The sequence below is a fragment of the Aquamicrobium sp. LC103 genome (genome assembly GCF_001014615.2).
Classification (GTDB): domain Bacteria; phylum Pseudomonadota; class Alphaproteobacteria; order Rhizobiales; family Rhizobiaceae; genus LBCQ02.
In genome coordinates this window covers 146,122-165,676 of sequence record NZ_LBCQ02000008.1, presented here as the reverse complement: position 1 = coordinate 165,676, position 19,555 = coordinate 146,122, and the positions used below count along the sequence as shown (strand labels likewise).

Genomic DNA, 19,555 nt, shown 5'->3' with positions numbered 1-19,555 from the left:
ACGACGCAGGGCCCCGGCCGAGCCGTCGCACAATGCCCCGATCAGTGGTGGGCGGCGGTTCCGTGGAACGGCCGCCCAGCGAGAGGATGTTGTGATGTCGCTGATCAGCTATGTGACAAAAATCCACTTCGCCGAAAACCTCCTCGAGGATGCGATCGAGGTGGAGCTGGAGCTTCTGGGGCTGCGCCGCCCGTTGATAATTTCGGACAACGGCGCAGGCCGTCGCGGCATCGTCGACCGGTTGCTGGAGACGATCCCACGTTCGGTATCGGCGCTGCTGTACGAAATCCCCGCCGGCCGGGCCACCGAGGAAGCATGCCTCGAGGCAGCGACGCTTTTCGCCGACTGGGAGGCGGACGGGGTGATCGGCTTCGGCGGAGCGTCAGCCATCAATCTCGCCAAGGCCGTCACGCTCTGCATCGGCCATTCCGGCCCGCCGCATAAATATGCCGGGTTGGGCGGAAGAAGCGCAAGCACTCGCCAGACGGTGCCGCCCGTCATCGCCGTTCCGACGATCGCCGGCTCCTGCTTCGAAACGGTCAGCGTCGCCATCCTGTCGATGCGCGACGGACGTGTCATGTCGCTCGTCAATCCGCTGATCATGCCCCGCGTGGTCATCTGCGATCCGACCCTGACGCTTGACCTGCCGGCGCGACAGACCGCCGGAGCGGGCATGGACGCCCTGACGCATTGCATCGAGACCTACATCGCCACGGCCTACAATCCTCCGGCCGACGGCATCGCTCGCGACGGGCTGCGACGCGTGATCGCCCACATCGAGCGCGCCGTGGCGGACGGCTCCGATCTCGCGGCGCGACGCGAGATGATGGCCGCAGCGCTGAACGGCGCCCTCGCGCACCAGAAAGGCCTCGGCGGCGTGCATGCGATGAGCCATGCCCTGGGCGGGCTGGCCGGCAAGAGCCTCGAGCACGGCGCCGTAAATGCCGTCCTCCTGCCACTGGTGCTCGAGTTCAACGCGCCCGCCGTCGCCGCGCGCTACGACGAGATCAAACAGGAATTCGGCCTGCCGCCCCGCGCCGATCTCTGCGAAGCCATCATCCGGCTTCGCGAACGCATCGCCCTGCCCGCCTGCCTTGGAGACATGGGGATCGAGGCAGGCGACCTGGAACGCGCGGCGGTCAGCGCGGAAGCCGACTATTCCAACCGTACCAATCCGCGGCACGCGGCGGCCTCCGACTACCTCTCTATGCTTCAGGCAGCCTTGTGATGGGAAGAAAGAGAAGAGAAATGAAAAGCTTACAACAAGACTGGACAGGACCAATGGCTGGGTTAGACTGAAAAAATAAACCGCATCTTCAAGAATTGCGGAAGGGGAGGAGAATGAGTACTGCGCTCGCGGTGCATCACGGCCCCTTTGGGCGCGTGACCTTGTACAATCTCGATCGCTCGATGGCGCTCCATGCGCACAGGGAAGGTCACCTGATCTTTCACGTGCAGGGCCCGGAGGCTTCGATCAGGATCGACGACGACATCTATCCGATGTTCGGAAGGCAGGCCGTTGCCATAAGCCCCTGGCAACTGCACAACTACATGTCGCTTGATCCTGGTCAGCCGTCGCTTTTTCTCACCCTCTACATAAAGCCGTTCTGGTTTCTCGAGGCGAGCCGGCAGCCGAACGCTTCGCTGCGTTTCGGACGCAACCAGATCGAGGTGACGGAGCCGATCGCGCGGCTGGTCTATCTGCTCGCCTCCGGCATGCTGGAGGATGCCGACGATTCCTTCATCGCCGGGTATCTCTGCGAACTGACCCAGGCCTGTTTCGATCAGTCGTGGCAATGGGTGGCCGACGGCGCGACCTTTACGCGCTGCGCGCCGCCGGTGCGGGATTTCCGCGTGCGCAACTCGGTGAAGCTGATGCAGAACCGTGTGAGCGAACGCATCGTGCTCGACAACATCGCGCGCGATTCCGGCCTGTCGCGGCCGCATTTCTACAAGCTCTTTCGTCAGCAGATCGGCATAACGCCGAACATCTACCTCAACACGCTGCGGATGGAGACCGCGATCGACCGGCTGACGACGACGCACGATCCGGTGACCGACATCGGTCTGGACCTGGGCTTCTCATCGCAGGCCAGCTTCACCCGCTTCTTCATCGCGAATGTCGGGATAGCGCCGAGCGATTATCGCCGCGTCGTGCATTTCACCGGCACCGCCTGATCGCGGTCGGTGGCCGCGGCACGCGTTTTTTGGCGATGATCGGCGACGGCATGAGACTGTCGGGTATGCGCAATCGTCGGCAATGCGATTAGCTTGCAAATGATGGGCGGGATCGTCGCACGTTCCACCCCGTCGCGATGCGGCTTCGACGGGAGGAGTGAGCCGGCATGATCGACAATGTAACAGGCCCTGGAGCATCGGACCGAAAAACGGGATACGGTTTTCGGAGGGCAGTGTGAACGGTTTCGTTCATCGCCATCCGGTCTGGACGCTGCTTGTGGTGCTGGCGGCCGCACTTGTCCTGTGGGCCCTCATTGCGCCGTGGCCCGACGGCATGGAGGCCGTGTTCGGACGCAAGCGCATCTTCCTCAACGCCGTCTTCAACGGCATCACGCTCGGAGCGCTTTATTTCCTGGTCGCGAGCGGCTTCACGCTGATCTTCGGCCTGATGAAGAACGTCAACCTGGCGCACGGCTCGCTCTATCTGCTCGGCGGTTATCTCGGCTACGAGGTTGCCGAGGCGACGGGCCTCTGGCTCGGCGCGTTCGTCGTCGTCTTCGTCGCGGTGGGATTGCTGGGAATCCTCCTGCAATTCTTCGTCTTCCGCCGCATGGAAGGCGAAGACCTGCGCCAGACGCTGGTGACGATCGGCATTTCGATCGTGCTCGCCGACGTCATGCTGTGGATATGGGGCGGCCAATCCTATCAGATCCTCACGCCCGAGTGGCTGAGCGGCCCGGTCAGGCTGCCGTTGGTCACCGGCATGCGGGGAGAAGGCGAACTCGTCTATCTCACCTTCCCGGCCGTGCGTATCGCCATTCTCGTCGCTTCCATCGCGCTCGGCGTGCTGATGTGGCTGGCGCTGAACCGGACACGGATCGGCATGCTGATCCGCGCCGGCGTCGATGACCGCGACATGCTGGCCGCCTCCGGCGTGCGCGTTCAATATGTCTTCGTCATGGTGTTCGCGTTCGGCGCGGGGCTCGCCGGCATGGCCGGCATCGTCGGCGGCACGTTCCAGTCGATTGTGGCCGGCGAGGACATGCGCTTCCTGCTCGCCTCGCTCGTGGTGGTGATCGTCGGCGGCATGGGCTCGATCCTGGGAGCCGCGCTGGGCGCGGTGCTCATCGGGTTGGCCGAGCAGCTCGGCTCCGTCTACGCACCGACCTATTCGGTCGTGCTCACCTTCCTGATCATGGCGCTGGTGCTGGCTTTCAGGCCGCAGGGTCTGCTGGGGCGCTGAGCGATGGCGGCCGTCGATCATCCAAGCGCTCGAGACGGATTGGCCGGCAAGGCACGGCCCGCCTCCGACGTGCCGGCCTGGCTGGTCGGAATGCCGCTGAGCTACTGGGTCGTGGGCATCGTCCTCCTTTTCATGCCCGTCCTCGCCAACGATTTCGTGCTCTTCCAGATTCTCGGCTGGTCGTTCATCCTCGGCATGATCGCGCTCAGCCTCATGTTCCTCGGTGGCTATGGCGGCATGGTCAGCCTGGCGCAGATGTCGATCGCCGCACTCGCCGGCTACATGGTCGCCATTCTGGGAACGAGCGGCGTGCAGGCCATCAGCCTGCACTGGCCCTGGTGGCTCTATGTTCCCGTCGCCATCATCGTCGCCGCGATCTTCGCCACCATGATCGGCGCGCTGGCCGTGCGCACCGAAGGCATCTACACGATCATGATCACGCTGGCGATCGCCGCCGCCTTCTTCTACTTCACGCGCCAGAACTACACGATCTTCAACGGCTACAGCGGCTTTGCCAACGTTGTCCCGCCGGAACTGTTCGGGATAAACTGGCGACGACCGATCCCGTTCTACTATCTCGCGCTCTTCTGCGCCGCGATCTCCTATCTCGTGGTGGTCTATGTCTCGCGCTCGCCCTTCGGGCTGGCGCTGCAAGGAGTTCGCGACAATCCCCGCCGCATGGCCGCGCTCGGCTTCAACGTGGTGATGCACCGCGTCGTCGCCTACACCTTCGCCAGCGTCATCGCAGCCGTCGCAGGCATCCTTCTCGTCTGGCAGAACGCGCAGATATCGCCCGGCACGGCGGGTCTGCCGGCGGTGATCGACATTCTCGTCATAGCCATCGTCGGCGGCCTCGCCAGGCCGATCGGGCCGTTCATCGGCGCGCTGATCTACGTGCTGCTGCGCACCTTCTCGCCGGATGTGCTGCTGACGCTCGGATTGCCCGGCGACCGCTTCAAGCTCATGATCGGCCTCGGCTTCCTGGCGGTGGTCTATTGGTCGCCCGACGGTGTGCTCGGACTCTGGGATCGCTGGCGCACGCATCGCCGCAAGGCCGCCGACCCGCTGACCGGGCAAGGAGGCGCACCGTGAGCCTGCTCGAAGCCCGCCGCAACATAGGCGACATGCTGGGCGCAGCCGGCACGGGCAACGCGTTGGAATTGCGCGGCGTCACCCGCATGTTCGGCGCCCTCGCTGCCCTTACGGACGTCACCTTGAGCGTGAAATCCGGCGAGAGGCGCGCCGTGCTCGGCTCCAACGGCGCCGGCAAGACCACGCTGTTCAACTGCGTGACCGGAGATTTCCTGCCAACCTCGGGCACCATCCGTCTGTTCGGCGAGGACGTGACGAAGTTTCCGCCATACGAGCGCATCAGGCGCGGCCTGCGGCGGACCTATCAGATTTCGCTGCTCTTCAACGGGCTCTCCGTCCTGGACAATGTTTATCTTGCCTGCCGCGGCGTCTCGCGCGGCCGCTATTCGCTGATCCGGCCGCGCCGCAACGACGCGCTGATGCAATCGGCCTTCGAGCTGATCGAGGCGGTGCATCTCGGCGAGGTCGCCGAGACGAAGGTGGCCGAGCTCTCCTACGGCCAGCAGCGGCAGCTCGAAATCGCCCTGGCGCTCGCGGGCGCGCCGCGCTTCATCCTCTTCGACGAACCTGCTGCCGGGCTGTCGCCGACGGAGCGCTCGGAACTTGTGCAGATCCTCACCAGCCTGCCCCGCCATATCGGCTACATCATCATAGAGCACGACATGGACGTGGCGCTGCGCGTCGCCGACAGCGTTTCGATGATGCACAACGGTCGCATCTTCAAGGAAGGTCTGCCGAGCGAGATCGAGAACGATCCGGAGGTGCAGCAGCTCTACCTCGGAGGCGGCCATGGCTGAGCGCAGGCGCATCGGCTCCCCCGCCCTCGAGGTTCGCGGCCTCAACGTCTATTACGGCGCCTCGCATGCCCTGCAGGGCGTCGACCTGACGCTCGACGGCGGCGTTATTTCGGTCGTCGGCCGCAACGGCATGGGCAAGACGACGCTGTGCAAGGCGATCATGGGCCTCGTGCCCGTCTCCAGCGGTTCGATCACCTTCAACGGCGAGCAATTGGTGGGTCGCTCGCCCGCCCAGATATCGCAACTGGGCATCGGTTATGTTCCGCAGGGACGCAGGCTGTGGCGCTCGCTCACCGTGGACGAGCATCTGCGCATGGTCGGCGCCGGCCATAAGGGCGCGTGGACGGCCGACCGCATCTACACGACATTTCCGCGGCTTGCCGAACGCAGGAACAATGGCGGCGGCCAACTTTCCGGCGGCGAGCAGCAGATGCTCGCCATCGCCCGCGCGCTCCTCGTCAACCCGAAGCTGCTCGTCATGGACGAGCCGACCGAGGGCCTCGCGCCCGTCATCGTCGCCCAGGTGGAGGAGCTCCTCTTGAGGATCGGCGAGGAGGAAGGCATCGACGTCCTCGTCATCGAGCAGAATATCGGCGTGGCAACGACCGTCGCCACCCAGGTCAGCATCATGGTCAACGGCCGCGTCAACCGGGTGATCGAATCCGGCCAGCTCGCCGCCGACCGCGACCTGCAGCAGCGCCTTCTCGGGGTCGGACGCCATTCGGAGGACGACGGCAGGAGGCAGGACGTCTCCGCGGAGCAACGTGGAGAACGAGCGGCCGCGCCCGCGCAGAATGCCGTGGGCAAGATCTACATGTCCAACCCGACGCCGCCCACACGCTGGTCCAAGCCCACCCCGATGCGACAGATCCTCCAGTCCGCGCGCACGATGACGAGCGGTAGCGCGGGCGCGGCGACGCCGATCAGCATAGCCAATCCGGAATTGCGCCCACTTTCCTCATCCGGGGAGCAGGTGGTGCTTGTCGCCGGAACACTCGACACCAAGGGCGAGGAGCTGCGCTTCGTCCGCGACATCATCCGCAATGCCGGCCTTGCCGTGCGCATCGCCGACCTGTCGACATCGGGCAGCCATTCGGGCGCGGAAATTCCGGCTCATCAGATCGCCGCCTATCACCCGCGCGGAGCGAGCGGCGTCTTCGTCGGCGACCGCGGCGAGGCCGTCGCCGGCATGACGCTCGCCTTCGAGCGATGGACGAGCCGCCAGAGCGGCATTGCCGGCATCATCGCCGCCGGCGGCTCGGGCGGCACGGCGATAGCGGCGCCCGCCATGCGCGCGCTGCCCGTCGGCGTGCCCAAGCTGATCGTCTCCACCATCGCGTCCGGTGACGTCGGAGCCTATGTCGGCCCTTCCGACATCACCATGATGCACTCGGTCGCCGACGTTCAGGGACTCAATTCCATAACCCGCGAGGTGCTCGCCAATGCGGCCAACGCGATGGTTGGCATGGTGCGGGCAAGGCGCGACGCCGGCCGGCAGGGCATCGGCGCCCAGGAGAGGCCGACCGTTGCCCTCACCATGTTCGGCGTGACCACCCAATGCGTGCGCCAGATCACCGGCGCGCTGGAAGCGGATTACGACTGCCTCGTCTTCCACGCCACCGGCATCGGCGGCCGTTCGATGGAGAAGCTGGTCGACTCTCGGCTGGTGCAAGGCGTCATCGACATCACCACGACTGAGATTTGCGACATGCTCGTCGGTGGCATTTTCCCGGCCACCGAGGACCGTTTCGGGGCGATGATCCGTGCCCGCATGCCCTATATCGGCTCCTGCGGCGCGCTCGACATGGTCAATTTCGGCGCCTACGAAACCGTGCCGCAGGCGTTCCACGCGCGCAATCTCTACCGACACAACCCGCAGATCACGCTGATGCGCACCACTGCGGAGGAAAACGCGGCTATGGGAAAATGGATCGGCGACCGGCTGAATCTTATGGAAGGTCCGGTACGCTTCTTCCTGCCGGAAGGCGGTGTCTCCGCGCTCGACGCACCGGGCAAGCCCTTCCACGATCCGGCAGCCGACGATGCGCTCTTTCGCGCGCTCGAATCCACCGTGCGGCAGACCTCGGCGCGCCAGCTCATCCGCCTGCCTCACAACATCAACGATCCCGAATTTTCAGCGGAGATCGTCAAGTCGTTCATCGCGCTCAACGGCGGCGGCAGGCCGCGGCGCCGAGCATCGGGGAGATAGAGCCATGGCGATCGCCCGGGCGGCAATCCTTGAAAAGTTCCGAACGATGATCGCGCGCGGCGAGCCCATCATCGGCGGCGGGGCGGGCACCGGCCTCTCCGCCAAGTGCGAGGAGGAAGGCGGCATCGACCTCATCGTCATCTATAATTCCGGCCGCTACCGCATGGCCGGACGCGGCTCGCTCGCAGGCCTCCTCGCCTATGGCGACGCCAACGGCATCGTGGTCGACATGGCGCGCGAGGTGCTGCCGGTCGTCAGGCACACACCGGTGCTTGCCGGCGTCAACGGCACCGACCCGTTCCGGATCATGGACGTGTTTCTCGACGAGTTGAAGCGCATCGGCTTTTCCGGCGTGCAGAACTTCCCGACCGTGGGGCTCATCGACGGCACTTTCCGCGCCAATCTCGAGGAGACTGGCATGTCCTACGGGCTCGAGGTGGACATGATCGCCAAGGCGCACGCCAGGGACATGCTGACGACGCCTTACGTCTTCAACGAGGGCGAGGCGGAAGCGATGGCGAAGGCCGGAGCCGACATCGTCGTCTGCCACATGGGTCTCACCACCGGCGGCTCGATCGGCGCCGAGACGGCGTTGAAGCTTCAGGATTGCCCGGCGCTGATCGACGCCTGGGCGGAAGCCGCGCTGAAAGTGAACCCGGACGCGATCATCCTCGCCCATGGCGGGCCGATCGCGATGCCGGACGACGCCGACTTCATCATGAAGAACACCAGGAACTGCCACGGCTTCTACGGCGCCTCCTCGATGGAGCGGCTACCGACGGAAGCCGCGCTCACCGAGCAGACCCGGCAGTTCAAGCGGATCAAGGGAAAATGACATGCCGAAGCACTTCATGACATCGGCGACTTCGCGGGAGGGACGCAAATGACCGGGCAGATCATCGGCCAGCTCATCCTATGGCTCATCGCGGCCGTCATCGTCATCGCCATCATCTATTGGGTGATGACATGGCTCTACCGCCGCTCCACCAAGGAGATCGCCTTCGTGCGAACCGGCTTCCTCGGGGAGAAGGTGGTGATCGACGGCGGCGCTTTCGTATGGCCGATCGTCCACGATATCACGCCGGTCAACATGAACACGCTCGCGCTGGAGGTCGTGCGCAACAAGGATCAGGCATTGATCACGCGCGATCGCATGCGCGTCGACGTCGAAGCGGAGTTCTACGTCCGCGTGCGCCCGGCCCGCGAGGCGGTCTCGATCGCCGCCTCGACGCTCGGCCGGCGCACCCTCGACGCCAAGAACCTCAACGAGCTTCTGGTCGGCAAGTTCGAGTCCGCGATGCGCGCCGTCGCCGCCGAGATGTCGATGGGAGAGATGCATGAGCAGCGCGGCGTCTATGTCTCGCGCGTTCGCGAAGCGGCACAGGAGGACCTCTCGCGCAACGGGCTGGAGCTCGAATCCGTCGCCATCGTCGACATCGACCAGACCGCGCTCGAATATTTCAACCCTTCCAACCGTTTCGACGCGGAGGGTCTGACGGCCCTGATCAAGGACATCGAGGAACGCCGCACGCTTCGCAACGACATCGAGCAGGAGGCGATGATCCAGATTCGCGCCCGCAATCTGGAGGCCGAGAAGCAGTCGCTGGCGATCGAGCGCGAAAGCGAGGAGGCCCGGCTGGAGCAGGAACGCGATGTCGAGTTCCGCCGTGCCCAGCAACGCGCCCAGCTCGCCCGCGAACGCGCCGAGCGCGACACGGAAGCGGAAAGCGCCCAGATCACTGCCCGCGAGGCGATCGAGCGCGCTCGCATCGTCAACGAGCAGTCCATCGCCGAAAGCCGCATCGCATCGGAGCGCGAGATAAGGCAGCGCGAGATCGAGCGCCAGAAGACCATCGATGCCGTCGAGATCGCCACCCGGGAGGAGATCGAGAAGGCACGCATCGCTCAGGAACGGGCGGTGAAGGAAGCGCGCATCGCCAACGAGCAGGAAACGCAGACGCGCGAGATCGAACGCCAGCGCGAGGTCGAGCATGCCGAGATCGCCGCAAAGGAAGCGACCGAAAAGGCACGCATCACGCAGGAACGCGTGATCGCCGAGAGCCGCATCGCCAACGAGGAAGAGATCCGTCGCCGCGAGATCGAGCGCAGCCGCGCCATCGAGGAGGCGGAGATCGCCTCGCGCGAGGCAACCGAGAAGCTGCGCATCCTCGAGGCCGCCAACACCAATGAGGAGCGCATCCAGAACGACCGCAAGATTCGCGAGATGGAGATCACCAAGCAGAAGGCGCTGGAAGAGGCCGAGATCGCCGCCGGCCAGGCAACGGAAGCGGCGAGGATCGCGCGCGAGAAGAAGATCGCCGCGGAGCGCATCGCCTACGAGCAGGAAACCCGCGAGCGCGAGATCGCGCGCAACCGCGCCGTCGACCAGGCCGATATTTCGGCCCGCGAGACGATCGAGAACGCGCGCATCGAGGTCGAGGCCAAGCTCGACCGCGAACGCATCGCGGCGGAACGGGAAACGCGCGAGCGCGACATCGAGCGCCGCCGAATGCTGGACGAAGCACAGGTTGCAGCCGACGAAGCCGTCGAGGCGGCACGCATCGCGCAGCGCAAGATGCTCGACTTCGAGCGCATAGCCGCCGAGCAGGAGACCCGCGAGCGCGAGATCGATCGCGAGCGCGCGGTCGACGAGGCGAGCGAGGTAAGGGCTATCCGGCTTGCGGCGAAGAAGAGCGAACGCGCCGAAGCCGACGCGAAGGTCAAGCAGACCGAGATCGCGGCGCAACGCGACGTCGAAAAGACGGATATCTCCCGTCAACAGGCGCTCGACGCCGCCAAGCTGGAGCGCCAGCGCGCGCTCGAACAGCTCGAGATCGCCCGCGTGCAGACGCTGCGCGAGGCCGAGATCGCCTCGAAGGAAGAGATCGAACGTGCCCGCATCGCCTCCGAACGCGGTCTCGACGAGGCCCGCATCGGCCACGAAACGGAACGCCGCCGACTGGAGGTGGATCGCGAGCGCAATGTCGAGATCGCCCAGATGGAGAAGGCGATCGCACTCTACAGGAAGTCGCTCGAGGAATCGGCGGCCCATGCCGAGGCCGACCTTGCCCGCGCCCGTGCCGCCGAGGCGGAAGAGCGCGTCAAGACGGCGCGCGAGACCGAGGAGGCGAACCGGCGCAAGAGCGTCGACGTGCTGATGGCCGAGAAACGGGCACAGGAGGAGCGCATCGCGGCCGAGGCCGAGAAAGTGCGTCGCGCCGTCGAGGCCGAAGCACAGAAGCTGCTCAACGAGGCCGAGAACGTGCTTACCGATCCGGCGCGCCATTCGCTGTTCCGGCGCAAGCTGCTGGAACATGTCGAGGGCATCGTCTCGGCATCGGTCAAGCCGTTGGAGAAGATCCAGGACATCCGCATCATGCAGCTCGACGGCATTTCCGGCGGCAATGGCGGCGAGCGCGCCAACATGACCGACGAGGTGATCAATTCGGCGCTGCGCTACCGGGTGCAGGCGCCGCTGGTCGACAGCCTGCTTGCCGACATCGGCATCGAGGGTGGAAATCTCACCAAGCAGGGCGGATTGATCCGCGAGGCGTCGGACATGACGCGGATCGCCGGAGAGCTATCCAAGCAGCAGCACTCGGGCGGCGAATCCGGCGGAGGCGGAGCAAGTGACGGTTCCAAGCCCGCCTCCGGTTCGCGCTCGAAGAAATAGAGGAACGCCATGCCGAGAGTCTTCGTTTCCAGCGTCATCGACGCGCCGGCCGCCAAGGTGTGGGAGCGCGTCCGCGACTTCAACGCGCTGCCGCGCTGGCATCCCCGCATCCGTGAGAGCCAGATCGAGAACGGAGAGCCTTCCGACAAGATCGGCTGCGTTCGCGACTTCACGCTGCAAAACGGCGACCGCCTGCGCGAGAAGCTGCTCGGCCTGTCGGATTACGACACGTTCTGCACTTATGCGATGCTCGAAGGGCCGATGCCGCTCACCGACTATGTGGCGACACTGCGGCTGACGCCGATCACCGACGGCGATCGGACATTCGCCGAATGGAGCGCGGAGTTCGAGTGCGCCGACGAGGTGGCGGACGATCTCGTCAGCGGCATCGGCACCAATGTCTTCCAGGGCGGCTTCGACGCGCTCAAGCGGCATTTCGGCAGGTAGGCCATGACACCCGTGATAACCCTCCCCCCTCCGCCATGCTTCGCATGGCCTTCCTCTCCCACTTCGCGGGGGAGGAACCGGGGTCGTGGCCGGCCGCAAGGTCCGATCCTCCCCTGTTCGCGAGGGAGGAGGATCGCCGAAGGCGGTGGAGGGAGCGCCGCCTCATGGTGAAGATCGCCAAGAGCACCGTCGTCGAAGCCCCGGTGGAAGCCGTGTGGGAGGTGCTGCGCGATTTCAATGGCCACGACCAGTGGCATCCGGCCGTCGCCGACAGCCATATCGAGCGCGGCCAGGCATCGGACCGGATCGGCTGCATCCGCCGCTTTCATCTTGCCGATGGCTCGGAGCTGCGTGAGCAGTTGCTGACGCTGTCCGACATCGACATGGCGTTCAGCTATTGCCTGCTCGACACCCCGATCCCGCTTTTGAACTACGTCGCCCATGTCCGCCTGATCCCCGTCACCGACGGGGACATGACGTTCTGGCAATGGGAATCGCGCTTCAACACACCCGCCGGCCGCGAAGCGGAACTGAAGAAGCAAGTCGGCGAGGAAATCTACGAGGGCGGCTTTCGCGCCGTCCGCGAGTTCATGGGGCTCGCCCCGTCACGGATCGGAGGCGGATGATGCCGGTGAGAGTGGAGACTTATGAAAGGCTGGACGAGGCGGCGCGCGCGCTGGCGTCGAGTCGAACGGCCAGGTTCCTCGGCGGCGGCACGCTGATCATGCGCGCGGTCAATGCCGGTGACCAGTCTTTCGACACGATCATCCGCGCGCGGGACGCCAATTGGAGCGCGATCCGCGCCGAGGGCGACGGCTTCGTCATCGGCGCGGGCGTGACGATGGCAGCGGTCGTCGCCAGCCGCGACCTTGTCTTTCTGGCGCCCGTGGCGCGCTCGGTCGGCGGGCCGGCGATCCGCAACATGGCGACCATCGGCGGCAATCTCTTCGCGGCCTCGCCCTACGGCGATTTCGCCGCCGCTCTGCTGGCGCTGGGCGCCACCGTCAATCTCGCCGGCAGCAGCGGCCGCGGCATTCCGATCGACGATTTCCTGCGCGACAGGGAGCGTCACGCGACCTCGCTGGTGCAGTCCGTCAGCGTGCCCCGCCCGCGCGACGCGTCGGCCTTCCGCTTCGTCAAGGTAAGCCGGGTCAAGCCGAAGGGCATTTCGCTGATGTCGATCGCCGCGCTCCTGCCGCAGATGGGCGGGCGGCTGCAGGGCGCACGCATTGCCTATGGAGCGATGGCACCGACGCCGATCCGCGTTACTGCCGTGGAACGCGCACTCGAGGGCCAGTCGCTCGACATCGCGACGATCGAGCGCGCGGCGGCCGTGGCGACCGAGGGCATCGATCCGCCCACCGACGCCCTCGCCTCATCCTGGTATCGCCGCGAAGTGGCGGGCGTGCATCTGAAACGTCTCCTGTCGGCCGAACGGAGGTAGCAATGGCAAAGAAACCCGTTCGCTTCCATCTGAACGGTTCCGAGAAAGCCGTGTTCGTCGAGGACGGTCAGAACCTGCTCGACATGCTGCGGCGCGGCATCGGCGACCTGACCCCGAAATATGGCTGCGGACAAGGCACATGCGGCACCTGCACGGTGCTGATCGACGGCGAACCGCATCTGTCTTGCCTGACGCTGGCGGAAACCGTCGAAGGGCGGCAGCTCACCACCACCGCCGGTCTTGCCAGCGGCAACCGGCTCCACGCGCTGCAGGCGGCTTTCATGGAGGGCTTTGCCGCGCAATGCGGCTATTGCACGCCGGGCATGCTGATGGCGGCGAAGGCGCTCCTCGACCGTAATCCCAACCCGTCGCGGCAGGAAGTGGTGGAGGCGATCTCCGGCAATATCTGCCGCTGCACCGGTTACGAGCCGATCATCAACGCGATCCTCGAAGCCGCCAAGTCCGGCGATGCGCGGCACTATGGGTGAGGTGAGGTCATGATCGAGTTTCGCAAGGAATACTTCGCCGACGAACGCGACGACAATCTCAACGAGATCGGCAAGCCGACCCAGCGGCAGGACGCGCTCGGCCACGTCACCGGCCGCTCGCCCTATTACGACGACCATCTCTTCGACGGCCTCCTGCACATACGCTGCGTCCGCAGCCCGCATCATCATGCTCGCGTGCGCCGCATCGACACCAGCGAGGCCGATCGCATGCCCGGCGTCGTGCGCATCGTGCTCGGCAAGGACGTGCCCCAGAACTTGAACACGCTTCTGAGCCTGCTCGATTTCGGTCTCGACGACGAGCCGTTGATTTCCGAGAAGAAGGTCTCCTACAAGGGCGAGCCGGTGGCAGCCGTGATCGCCGAGAGCGACCGCGCGGCGCGCGACGCGGTCGCCAAGGTCCGCGTCGACTGGGAGGAGCTGCCTGCCGTCTTCGACGTGGAGGACGCCGTCAAGCCGGGCGCCCCGGTCGTCAACGAGATCTATCCCGGCAATCTCTTCGTCTACCACGGCAAATATGACCACCAGAAGCTGCGCTTCGGGGACGTGGAGGCCGGCTTCCGCCAGGCCGACCGCATCATCGAGGGGCGCTACCAGATGTCGCCGATCGAGCAGGCGCCGACCGAGACCTGCGGCGCGATCGCCGCGCCCGAGACCAACGATCGCTATGTCGTCTACACCTCGACGCAGGCGCTGTTCTTCTCGCTCGACACCACGTCCAAGCTGCTCAAAATGCCGTCGAACCGGCTGCATTTCATCGGCGGCACCGTGGGCGGCGGCTTCGGCGGCAAGGTGGATTCCCTGCACGAGCCGATGGCGGTGCTCGGCACCGTGCTGACCGGCAGGCCCTGCAAGTACATGTTCGATCGCGAGGAAGAGATGCAGGTCGGCGCGCCGCGCGGGGCGGAGCGCTGGTACATCAAGGATGGGGTCATGAACGACGGCCGCATCGTCGCGCGCAAGTTCATCGGCTATTTCGATTCAGGCGCCTACACCCGCCTTTCGAGCTACGCCATCATCAAGGGCGTCGGCCATCTGCCCGGTCCCTACACCATCCCCAATGTCTATGCCGATGTCTATTGCGTCTTCACCAACCGAACGCCGGCAACCGCCATGCGCGGCTTCGGCATCACCGGCGTCGACTTCGCCATCGAGGCGCATATGGACAAGATCTCCTACGAGGTCGGCGTCGACCCGATCGAGCTGCGCATCCTCAACGCCTATCGCGACGGCGATATGAAGGCGCATCGCCGCCTCGCCAAGAACACGGCGCTGATCGAATGCTGTCAGGTGGCTGCGGAAAAGGCGAAATGGCCGCTGAGCCGCCAGGCGCAGCAGGCCTCTTCCCTTCGCGATGGCGGGGGAGCGCGCGCCGAAATGCCCCCGCATACCGCGATCGATCACAATGGCGCGGTCACCGGCTTCACCGCCGGGAGCTATGCGCGCGGCAACAAGAAGCCGGGTCAGGCGCAGCCCGTTTCCATGCCGCAAATGCCGCGACACGAGACGGCGCCGGTCACGCCGCGCTACGAGCCGGCGGCAAGACCTCAGCCGCAACCCGCCCCGGTCGCCACGCAGCCCGCGCCTCCGCCACCCGCGCAAACCGCCGCCGACGCACGACGGACCCGCTTTTCTTCCATCTCCGGCCTGAGGAGACGCTGACATGGCCCTGCATCGTGGACGCGGCTTCGCCTCGATCAATTATCCCATCGGCATGAATCTCGGCGGCGACCCCAGCCAGGCGCTGGTCCATTCCAATCCCGGCGGCAAGTTCATGGTGGCGCTCTCATCGATCGACCTCGGCCAGGGCATGAAGTCGGTGACGCGGCAGATCGCGGCGGAAACGCTCGGTGTTCCGGTCGAGGACGTCTATGTCGATACCGCCGATTCCGACACCGGCCCGCACTGCATGGGTTCCTTCGCGTCGCGCGGCACGCATCGCGTCGGCAATGCGGTCATCCAGGCCGCGCTGGAGGCGCGGTCGGTCATGCTGGAGGCAGCGGCCGAGGAGCTCGAGGTGGATCCTGCCGACCTCGTCACCGACGGCAAGGGCAACATCCACGTGAAGGGCGCGCCGTCGAAGTCGATCACCACGGCGGAGGCCTGCGGCGCGGCGCAGTTCAAGCAGGGCCGCACGGTTTCGGGCCGCGGCATCTTCCTGATCCCGCTTTCCGAGGTGGACCCCGAAACCGGCGAGATGACACCGGTGTCGTGCTTTGCGCATGCCGCGCTAATCGTCGACGTCGATGTCGACGACGAGACAGGCGAGATCGACGTCGTGCAGATGAACAGCGCCTATGAACTCGGCCGCGCGCTCAATCCGCGTCTCGTCGAGCAACAGCTCATCGGAGGCGCCTGGATGGGCATGAGTCATGCCGCCTGGGAGACGACGGAACCCTACTATCCCGAACGCAGTCACGGGCCGCTGGACTTCAATGAATATCTGATGCCGGGGCCGGGCGACATCGCCCCTCACGACATCGCGATCCTCGAGCGCCCGGCCCCCGACGGTCCCTTCGGCGGCAAGGGACCGGGCGAGATGTGCGCGAACCCGGTTCTGCCCGCGATGGTGAATGCCGTCTTCAACGCGGTCGGCGTGCGCATAGACGAGTTGCCGATTACGCCGGAAAAGATATTGCGGGGGATCAGGGCCAATGGCGGCGCGCGGCCGCCGGCAAGGCGGAATTGAGGGGATTCAGCAGGATGAAGGTCCGGCGCGCCACCTCCTCCACCATGCTTCGCATGGTCCCCCTCCCCCGCTCCGCAGGGGAGGAACCAACGTTGCGGCCGGCAGCAAGCCGGGTCCTCCTCCGTTTACGGAGTAGGGGGACCACCGAAGGCGGTGGAGGGGGCGTGCTTTGGGACTTCCACTGGAGCGCCCGATGCCCATAAGGCGCTCGATCGTTGGCATAGACAGCCCGGACCGGCTCGCGACCGCGCTGCGCGACGCGCAATATCTCGCCGATGACAGCCTTTCCACGGCCGCCTATCTGGCACTGGCGCTCGGCAAGCCGCTGCTTCTGGAAGGCGCGCCGGGTGTCGGCAAGACCGAGGGCGCGAAAGCTATCGCCTCGATCCTCGGGCGCCAGCTCGTGCGGCTGCAATGCTACGAAGGCATCGATTCGGCGCACGCGCTCTACGAGTGGAACTATCCACGCCAGATGCTGGCGATCCGGCAGGCCGGCGACGAATACGTCAACATCTATGCCGACGATTTCCTGATCTCGCGGCCGATGCTGGAGTCTTTGCGGCATCCGCGCGACACCGTGCTGCTGATCGACGAGATCGACCGCGCCGACCATGAATTCGAGGCTTTTCTGCTCGAATTCCTCTCGGATTTCTCGATCTCGATCCCCGAGCGCGGAACGATCCGCGCCGAGGAACACCCGGTCGTGGTGCTCACTTCCAACCGCACCCGCGAGCTGCACGAGGCCCTGCGCCGCCGCTGCGTCTACCACTGGATCGGCTACCCCGATCCAGCTCGCGAGGCGGAGATCGTGATGATGCGCGCCAGCCAGGTCGCCCGCGACACGGCCTACAAGGTGGTCGCGGCGGTCGGGGCGCTGCGGGGCGAGCCGCTGGCGAAACCGCCGGGCGTGGCGGAAACGGTCGAATGGGCCGAAGCCGCCACCCTTCTCAACGCTCAGGGAGCGCCATGGCCAACGGCCTTCAAACGGGCGATCGGCGTCGCGCTGAAGGACCAGGACGATCTGATGTTCATGGAGCCCCGACTCGACGAAATCCTGCGGGAGGCCGCAGCATGAGCAGTTCCATCACGAAAAGGCTGAGGACGGATACTCCCACTCCTTACCGCTCGCTGGGAGGGGGAGGGGAATTCTGCATCGCCGCCGCTCTTGATCAGCCGGTTTTCGATCATGTTGCGGCAACGTCGGTGTCCCCCCTCCCCCTTGTGGGAAGGGGTAAGGGGTGGGGGTACTGTTGGAGTCGAGCGGAGAGAGAGGTCCGATGACCCCGCTCCCCCGCCCTCTCCTGCCCTTCATGGAATTCTCCGCTCTTCTGCGCGCCAACGACTTTTCGGTCGCGCCGGAACAGACGCAATCCTTTATCGCCGCCGTGGGCCTCCTCGGGCCGCGCACGATGGAGGACATTCACCGCGCCGCGCACGCCACCATCGCGCCTTCGCCGGAACGCCGCGACGAGTTCGATGCGCTGTTCCGTCTCGCCTTTCTCGGACAGTCGCTGCCGGCATCCGCGCCAGGCGAGCCCGACCAGGACGAGGTCGAGGCTTTCGACGACCGCGACGGCGGCGCCGAGCCGCCCGAGACGGAGGAGGCGGAAGAGTCCGGCGGCGCGCCGACCGGTGCCGAGCGCCTCTTTGCCCGGCAGTTCGCCAAGGCCGGCGAAAGCGAGGCGTTACGCCGTTTCCGCCGCGCGGCGCCTCGGTCACTGCCCCGCCGCAAGTCGCGCAGGCTCATGCCGGCCAAGGGGCGAGGACGGCTCGACATGCGCCGCGCCCTGCGCGACGCGGTCAAGCGCGATGGCGAGGTCATTCGCCTGCCCGCGCTGACCAGACGCGAGCGACGCAGGCGCATCCTTCTGCTGATCGACATCTCGGGCTCGATGAAGAACCAGACCGATACATATCTGCGTTTCGGCCACACGCTCGCGCAGGCGAGCGATCGGGTGGAGGTCTTCACGCTCGGCACGCGGCTCACCCGCATCACCCGGGCGCTCCGCCGCCGCAACCCGGATCAGGCGCTCGGCCTCGCCTCGACGCTCGTCGCCGACTGGGACGGCGGAACGAGGCTGGGCGATGCACTCCAGGCTTTTCTTTCCGTGCCGCGCTTCGCCGGTTTTTCGCGCGGCGCCCTCTGCGTCATCCTATCCGACGGGCTGGAGCGCGGCGACCATGTCGCCATGACCGACGCCGTCGAGCGCCTGTCGCGGCATGCCTGGGCGCTCCTGTGGCTCTCGCCGCTGGCGGGAGAGAACGGTTACGCGGTCGAGACGGCCGCGCTGCGGTCGGTCCTCGGCCATATCGACCGGCTCGGCGACGGTTCCAGCGCGGCGCGCGTCTGCGCCGAGGTTCTCGGCTTCGAACGGAGAATTGCCTGATGAAGATCATCGACGCCCATCACCATATCTGGCGGCAGACCGACCTGCCCTGGCTGTTGGGGCCGACACAGCCGCGCATCTTCGGCGCATATGACGCTATCAAGCGCGACTATCCGATCGAGGAATTTCTGGACGACATCAAGGGCACCGGCGTCGAAAAATCGGTCTATGTGCAGGCCAACTGGGCACCGAACTGGGCCGCGGACGAGGTGGCCTGGGTGCAGGAAACCGCGAACCGCACGGGCTGGCCACATGCCATCGTCGGCTATTGCGACATGACTGTTCCGGATGCGCGGCCCGCTCTGGACAGGCTGGCAAAACATCCCCTCATGCGCGGCATTCGCCAGCAGTTCCACTGGCACGAGAACGAGCTCTATCGCTTCGCCAAGTCGCCCGACCTCTGCCGCGAGGGCAATGTCCAGCGCAACATCGGCTATCTCGCCGACTATGGCTGGAGCTTCGACCTGCAGGTATTCGCCGGTCAGATGGAAGGTGCCTGCGAGCTTGCCGACGCCTGCCCCAAGGTGACTTTCGTGCTCCAGCACGCGGGCATGCCGGAAGACCTTTCCGACGAAGGACGCGCTCATTGGAAAGCGCGGATGAAGGAGCTGGCGAAGCGCGAAAACGTCGTCTCCAAGCTCTCTGCCTTCGGAACCTTCATCCACCGCAACGACGAGGCGCATATCGAGCGCATCCTGCACGACACGATCGCTATCTTCGGCGCCCGGCGCTGCCTGTTCGGCTCGAATTTTCCGATCGAGAAGCTGTGGACGAGCTATGGCGAGCTGATCGGCGCGTTTCTCAAGGCGGCGGGAGACCTCAGCACCGGCAGGCAGCAGGCGATATTCCACGACACGGCAAAGCGGGTCTACCGGCTCTGAGGCAACCGG

17 protein-coding genes are annotated in these 19,555 nt (G+C 65.7%); all 17 read left to right on the top strand.

The features are described from left to right. Positions 1-94 precede the first annotated feature (94 nt). The 17 genes from XW59_RS16780 to XW59_RS16700 all read left to right on the top strand — a co-directional run bounded on the left by XW59_RS16780 (position 95) and on the right by XW59_RS16700 (position 19,546). Positions 95-1,228 carry an iron-containing alcohol dehydrogenase gene (locus XW59_RS16780; RefSeq protein ID WP_047146529.1) on the top strand — a complete coding sequence of 378 codons (1,134 nt, stop codon included), beginning with the start codon at positions 95-97 and terminating at the stop codon, positions 1,226-1,228. Between the two features lie 113 nt (positions 1,229-1,341). After that, the gene (locus XW59_RS16775) at positions 1,342-2,178 is read left to right on the top strand and encodes an AraC family transcriptional regulator (RefSeq protein ID WP_047146530.1); all 837 of its coding nucleotides are present in this window, start codon (positions 1,342-1,344) and stop codon (positions 2,176-2,178) included. A 235-nt stretch (positions 2,179-2,413) separates the two neighbouring features. Then, on the top strand, positions 2,414-3,421 hold the full coding sequence (locus tag XW59_RS16770; RefSeq protein WP_047146531.1) for a branched-chain amino acid ABC transporter permease: 1,008 nt from the start codon (positions 2,414-2,416) through the stop codon (positions 3,419-3,421). A 90-nt stretch (positions 3,422-3,511) separates the two neighbouring features. Further along, positions 3,512-4,513: a branched-chain amino acid ABC transporter permease gene (locus XW59_RS16765; protein WP_246666121.1), complete on the top strand. Its 1,002-nt coding sequence runs from the start codon at positions 3,512-3,514 to the stop codon at positions 4,511-4,513. 32 nt (positions 4,514-4,545) lie between these two features. Further along, positions 4,546-5,310, top strand: a complete 765-nt coding sequence (locus XW59_RS16760; RefSeq protein ID WP_047146658.1) for an ABC transporter ATP-binding protein — start codon at positions 4,546-4,548, stop codon at positions 5,308-5,310. Then, positions 5,303-7,519: an ABC transporter permease gene (locus tag XW59_RS16755; protein ID WP_047146532.1), complete on the top strand. Its 2,217-nt coding sequence runs from the start codon at positions 5,303-5,305 to the stop codon at positions 7,517-7,519. Before XW59_RS16760 ends, XW59_RS16755 begins: the two co-directional genes overlap by 8 nt. Positions 7,520-7,523: 4 nt before the next feature. Further along, entirely contained in the window at positions 7,524-8,354 is an 831-nt protein-coding gene (locus XW59_RS16750) for a phosphoenolpyruvate hydrolase family protein (protein ID WP_047146533.1), read from the top strand. Positions 8,355-8,402: 48 nt separating this feature from the next. After that, the gene (locus XW59_RS16745; RefSeq protein ID WP_047146534.1) at positions 8,403-11,192 is read left to right on the top strand and encodes a flotillin family protein; all 2,790 of its coding nucleotides are present in this window, start codon (positions 8,403-8,405) and stop codon (positions 11,190-11,192) included. A 9-nt stretch (positions 11,193-11,201) separates the two neighbouring features. Further along, positions 11,202-11,639, top strand: a complete 438-nt coding sequence (locus XW59_RS16740) for an SRPBCC family protein (RefSeq protein WP_047146535.1) — start codon at positions 11,202-11,204, stop codon at positions 11,637-11,639. Positions 11,640-11,803: 164 nt separating this feature from the next. Next, positions 11,804-12,265: an SRPBCC family protein gene (locus XW59_RS16735; protein ID WP_047146536.1), complete on the top strand. Its 462-nt coding sequence runs from the start codon at positions 11,804-11,806 to the stop codon at positions 12,263-12,265. Further along, complete coding sequence (locus tag XW59_RS16730; RefSeq protein WP_047146659.1) at positions 12,265-13,083, top strand: FAD binding domain-containing protein; 819 nt, start codon at positions 12,265-12,267, stop codon at positions 13,081-13,083. Before XW59_RS16735 ends, XW59_RS16730 begins: the two co-directional genes overlap by 1 nt. A gap of 2 nt (positions 13,084-13,085) precedes the next feature. Then, a complete protein-coding gene (locus tag XW59_RS16725) occupies positions 13,086-13,571 on the top strand; it encodes a (2Fe-2S)-binding protein (protein WP_047146537.1) in 486 nt (161 codons plus the stop codon). Positions 13,572-13,580: 9 nt separating this feature from the next. Next, complete coding sequence (locus XW59_RS16720; protein ID WP_047146538.1) at positions 13,581-15,251, top strand: molybdopterin cofactor-binding domain-containing protein; 1,671 nt, start codon at positions 13,581-13,583, stop codon at positions 15,249-15,251. Position 15,252: 1 nt separating this feature from the next. Continuing rightward, positions 15,253-16,278 (top strand): molybdopterin cofactor-binding domain-containing protein, encoded by a 1,026-nt coding sequence (locus XW59_RS16715; protein ID WP_047146539.1) that lies wholly within the window; start codon positions 15,253-15,255, stop codon positions 16,276-16,278. Positions 16,279-16,471: 193 nt separating this feature from the next. Further along, positions 16,472-17,353: a MoxR family ATPase gene (locus XW59_RS16710; protein WP_047146540.1), complete on the top strand. Its 882-nt coding sequence runs from the start codon at positions 16,472-16,474 to the stop codon at positions 17,351-17,353. Positions 17,354-17,555: 202 nt separating this feature from the next. Continuing rightward, positions 17,556-18,665, top strand: coding sequence for a VWA domain-containing protein (locus tag XW59_RS16705; RefSeq protein ID WP_047146541.1), 1,110 nt, complete (start codon positions 17,556-17,558; stop codon positions 18,663-18,665). Beyond that, complete coding sequence (locus XW59_RS16700; protein WP_136068289.1) at positions 18,662-19,546, top strand: amidohydrolase family protein; 885 nt, start codon at positions 18,662-18,664, stop codon at positions 19,544-19,546. Before XW59_RS16705 ends, XW59_RS16700 begins: the two co-directional genes overlap by 4 nt. The last annotated feature ends 9 nt before the right edge of the window (positions 19,547-19,555 follow it).

Excerpts from the sequence above, each read along its gene's own strand:
- XW59_RS16780 (WP_047146529.1), top strand. The coding sequence starts at position 95 with ATGTCGCTGATCAGCTATGTGACAAAAATCCACTTCGCCGAAAACCTC.
- XW59_RS16775 (WP_047146530.1), top strand. The coding sequence starts at position 1,342 with ATGAGTACTGCGCTCGCGGTGCATCACGGCCCCTTTGGGCGCGTGACC.
- XW59_RS16765 (WP_246666121.1), top strand. The coding sequence starts at position 3,512 with ATGCCGCTGAGCTACTGGGTCGTGGGCATCGTCCTCCTTTTCATGCCC.
- XW59_RS16760 (WP_047146658.1), top strand. The coding sequence starts at position 4,546 with ATGCTGGGCGCAGCCGGCACGGGCAACGCGTTGGAATTGCGCGGCGTC.
- XW59_RS16755 (WP_047146532.1), top strand. The coding sequence starts at position 5,303 with ATGGCTGAGCGCAGGCGCATCGGCTCCCCCGCCCTCGAGGTTCGCGGC.
- XW59_RS16750 (WP_047146533.1), top strand. The coding sequence starts at position 7,524 with ATGGCGATCGCCCGGGCGGCAATCCTTGAAAAGTTCCGAACGATGATC.
- XW59_RS16745 (WP_047146534.1), top strand. The coding sequence starts at position 8,403 with ATGACCGGGCAGATCATCGGCCAGCTCATCCTATGGCTCATCGCGGCC.
- XW59_RS16740 (WP_047146535.1), top strand. The coding sequence starts at position 11,202 with ATGCCGAGAGTCTTCGTTTCCAGCGTCATCGACGCGCCGGCCGCCAAG.
- XW59_RS16735 (WP_047146536.1), top strand. The coding sequence starts at position 11,804 with ATGGTGAAGATCGCCAAGAGCACCGTCGTCGAAGCCCCGGTGGAAGCC.
- XW59_RS16730 (WP_047146659.1), top strand. The coding sequence starts at position 12,265 with ATGCCGGTGAGAGTGGAGACTTATGAAAGGCTGGACGAGGCGGCGCGC.
- XW59_RS16725 (WP_047146537.1), top strand. The coding sequence starts at position 13,086 with ATGGCAAAGAAACCCGTTCGCTTCCATCTGAACGGTTCCGAGAAAGCC.
- XW59_RS16720 (WP_047146538.1), top strand. The coding sequence starts at position 13,581 with ATGATCGAGTTTCGCAAGGAATACTTCGCCGACGAACGCGACGACAAT.
- XW59_RS16715 (WP_047146539.1), top strand. The coding sequence starts at position 15,253 with ATGGCCCTGCATCGTGGACGCGGCTTCGCCTCGATCAATTATCCCATC.
- XW59_RS16710 (WP_047146540.1), top strand. The coding sequence starts at position 16,472 with ATGCCCATAAGGCGCTCGATCGTTGGCATAGACAGCCCGGACCGGCTC.
- XW59_RS16705 (WP_047146541.1), top strand. The coding sequence starts at position 17,556 with ATGACCCCGCTCCCCCGCCCTCTCCTGCCCTTCATGGAATTCTCCGCT.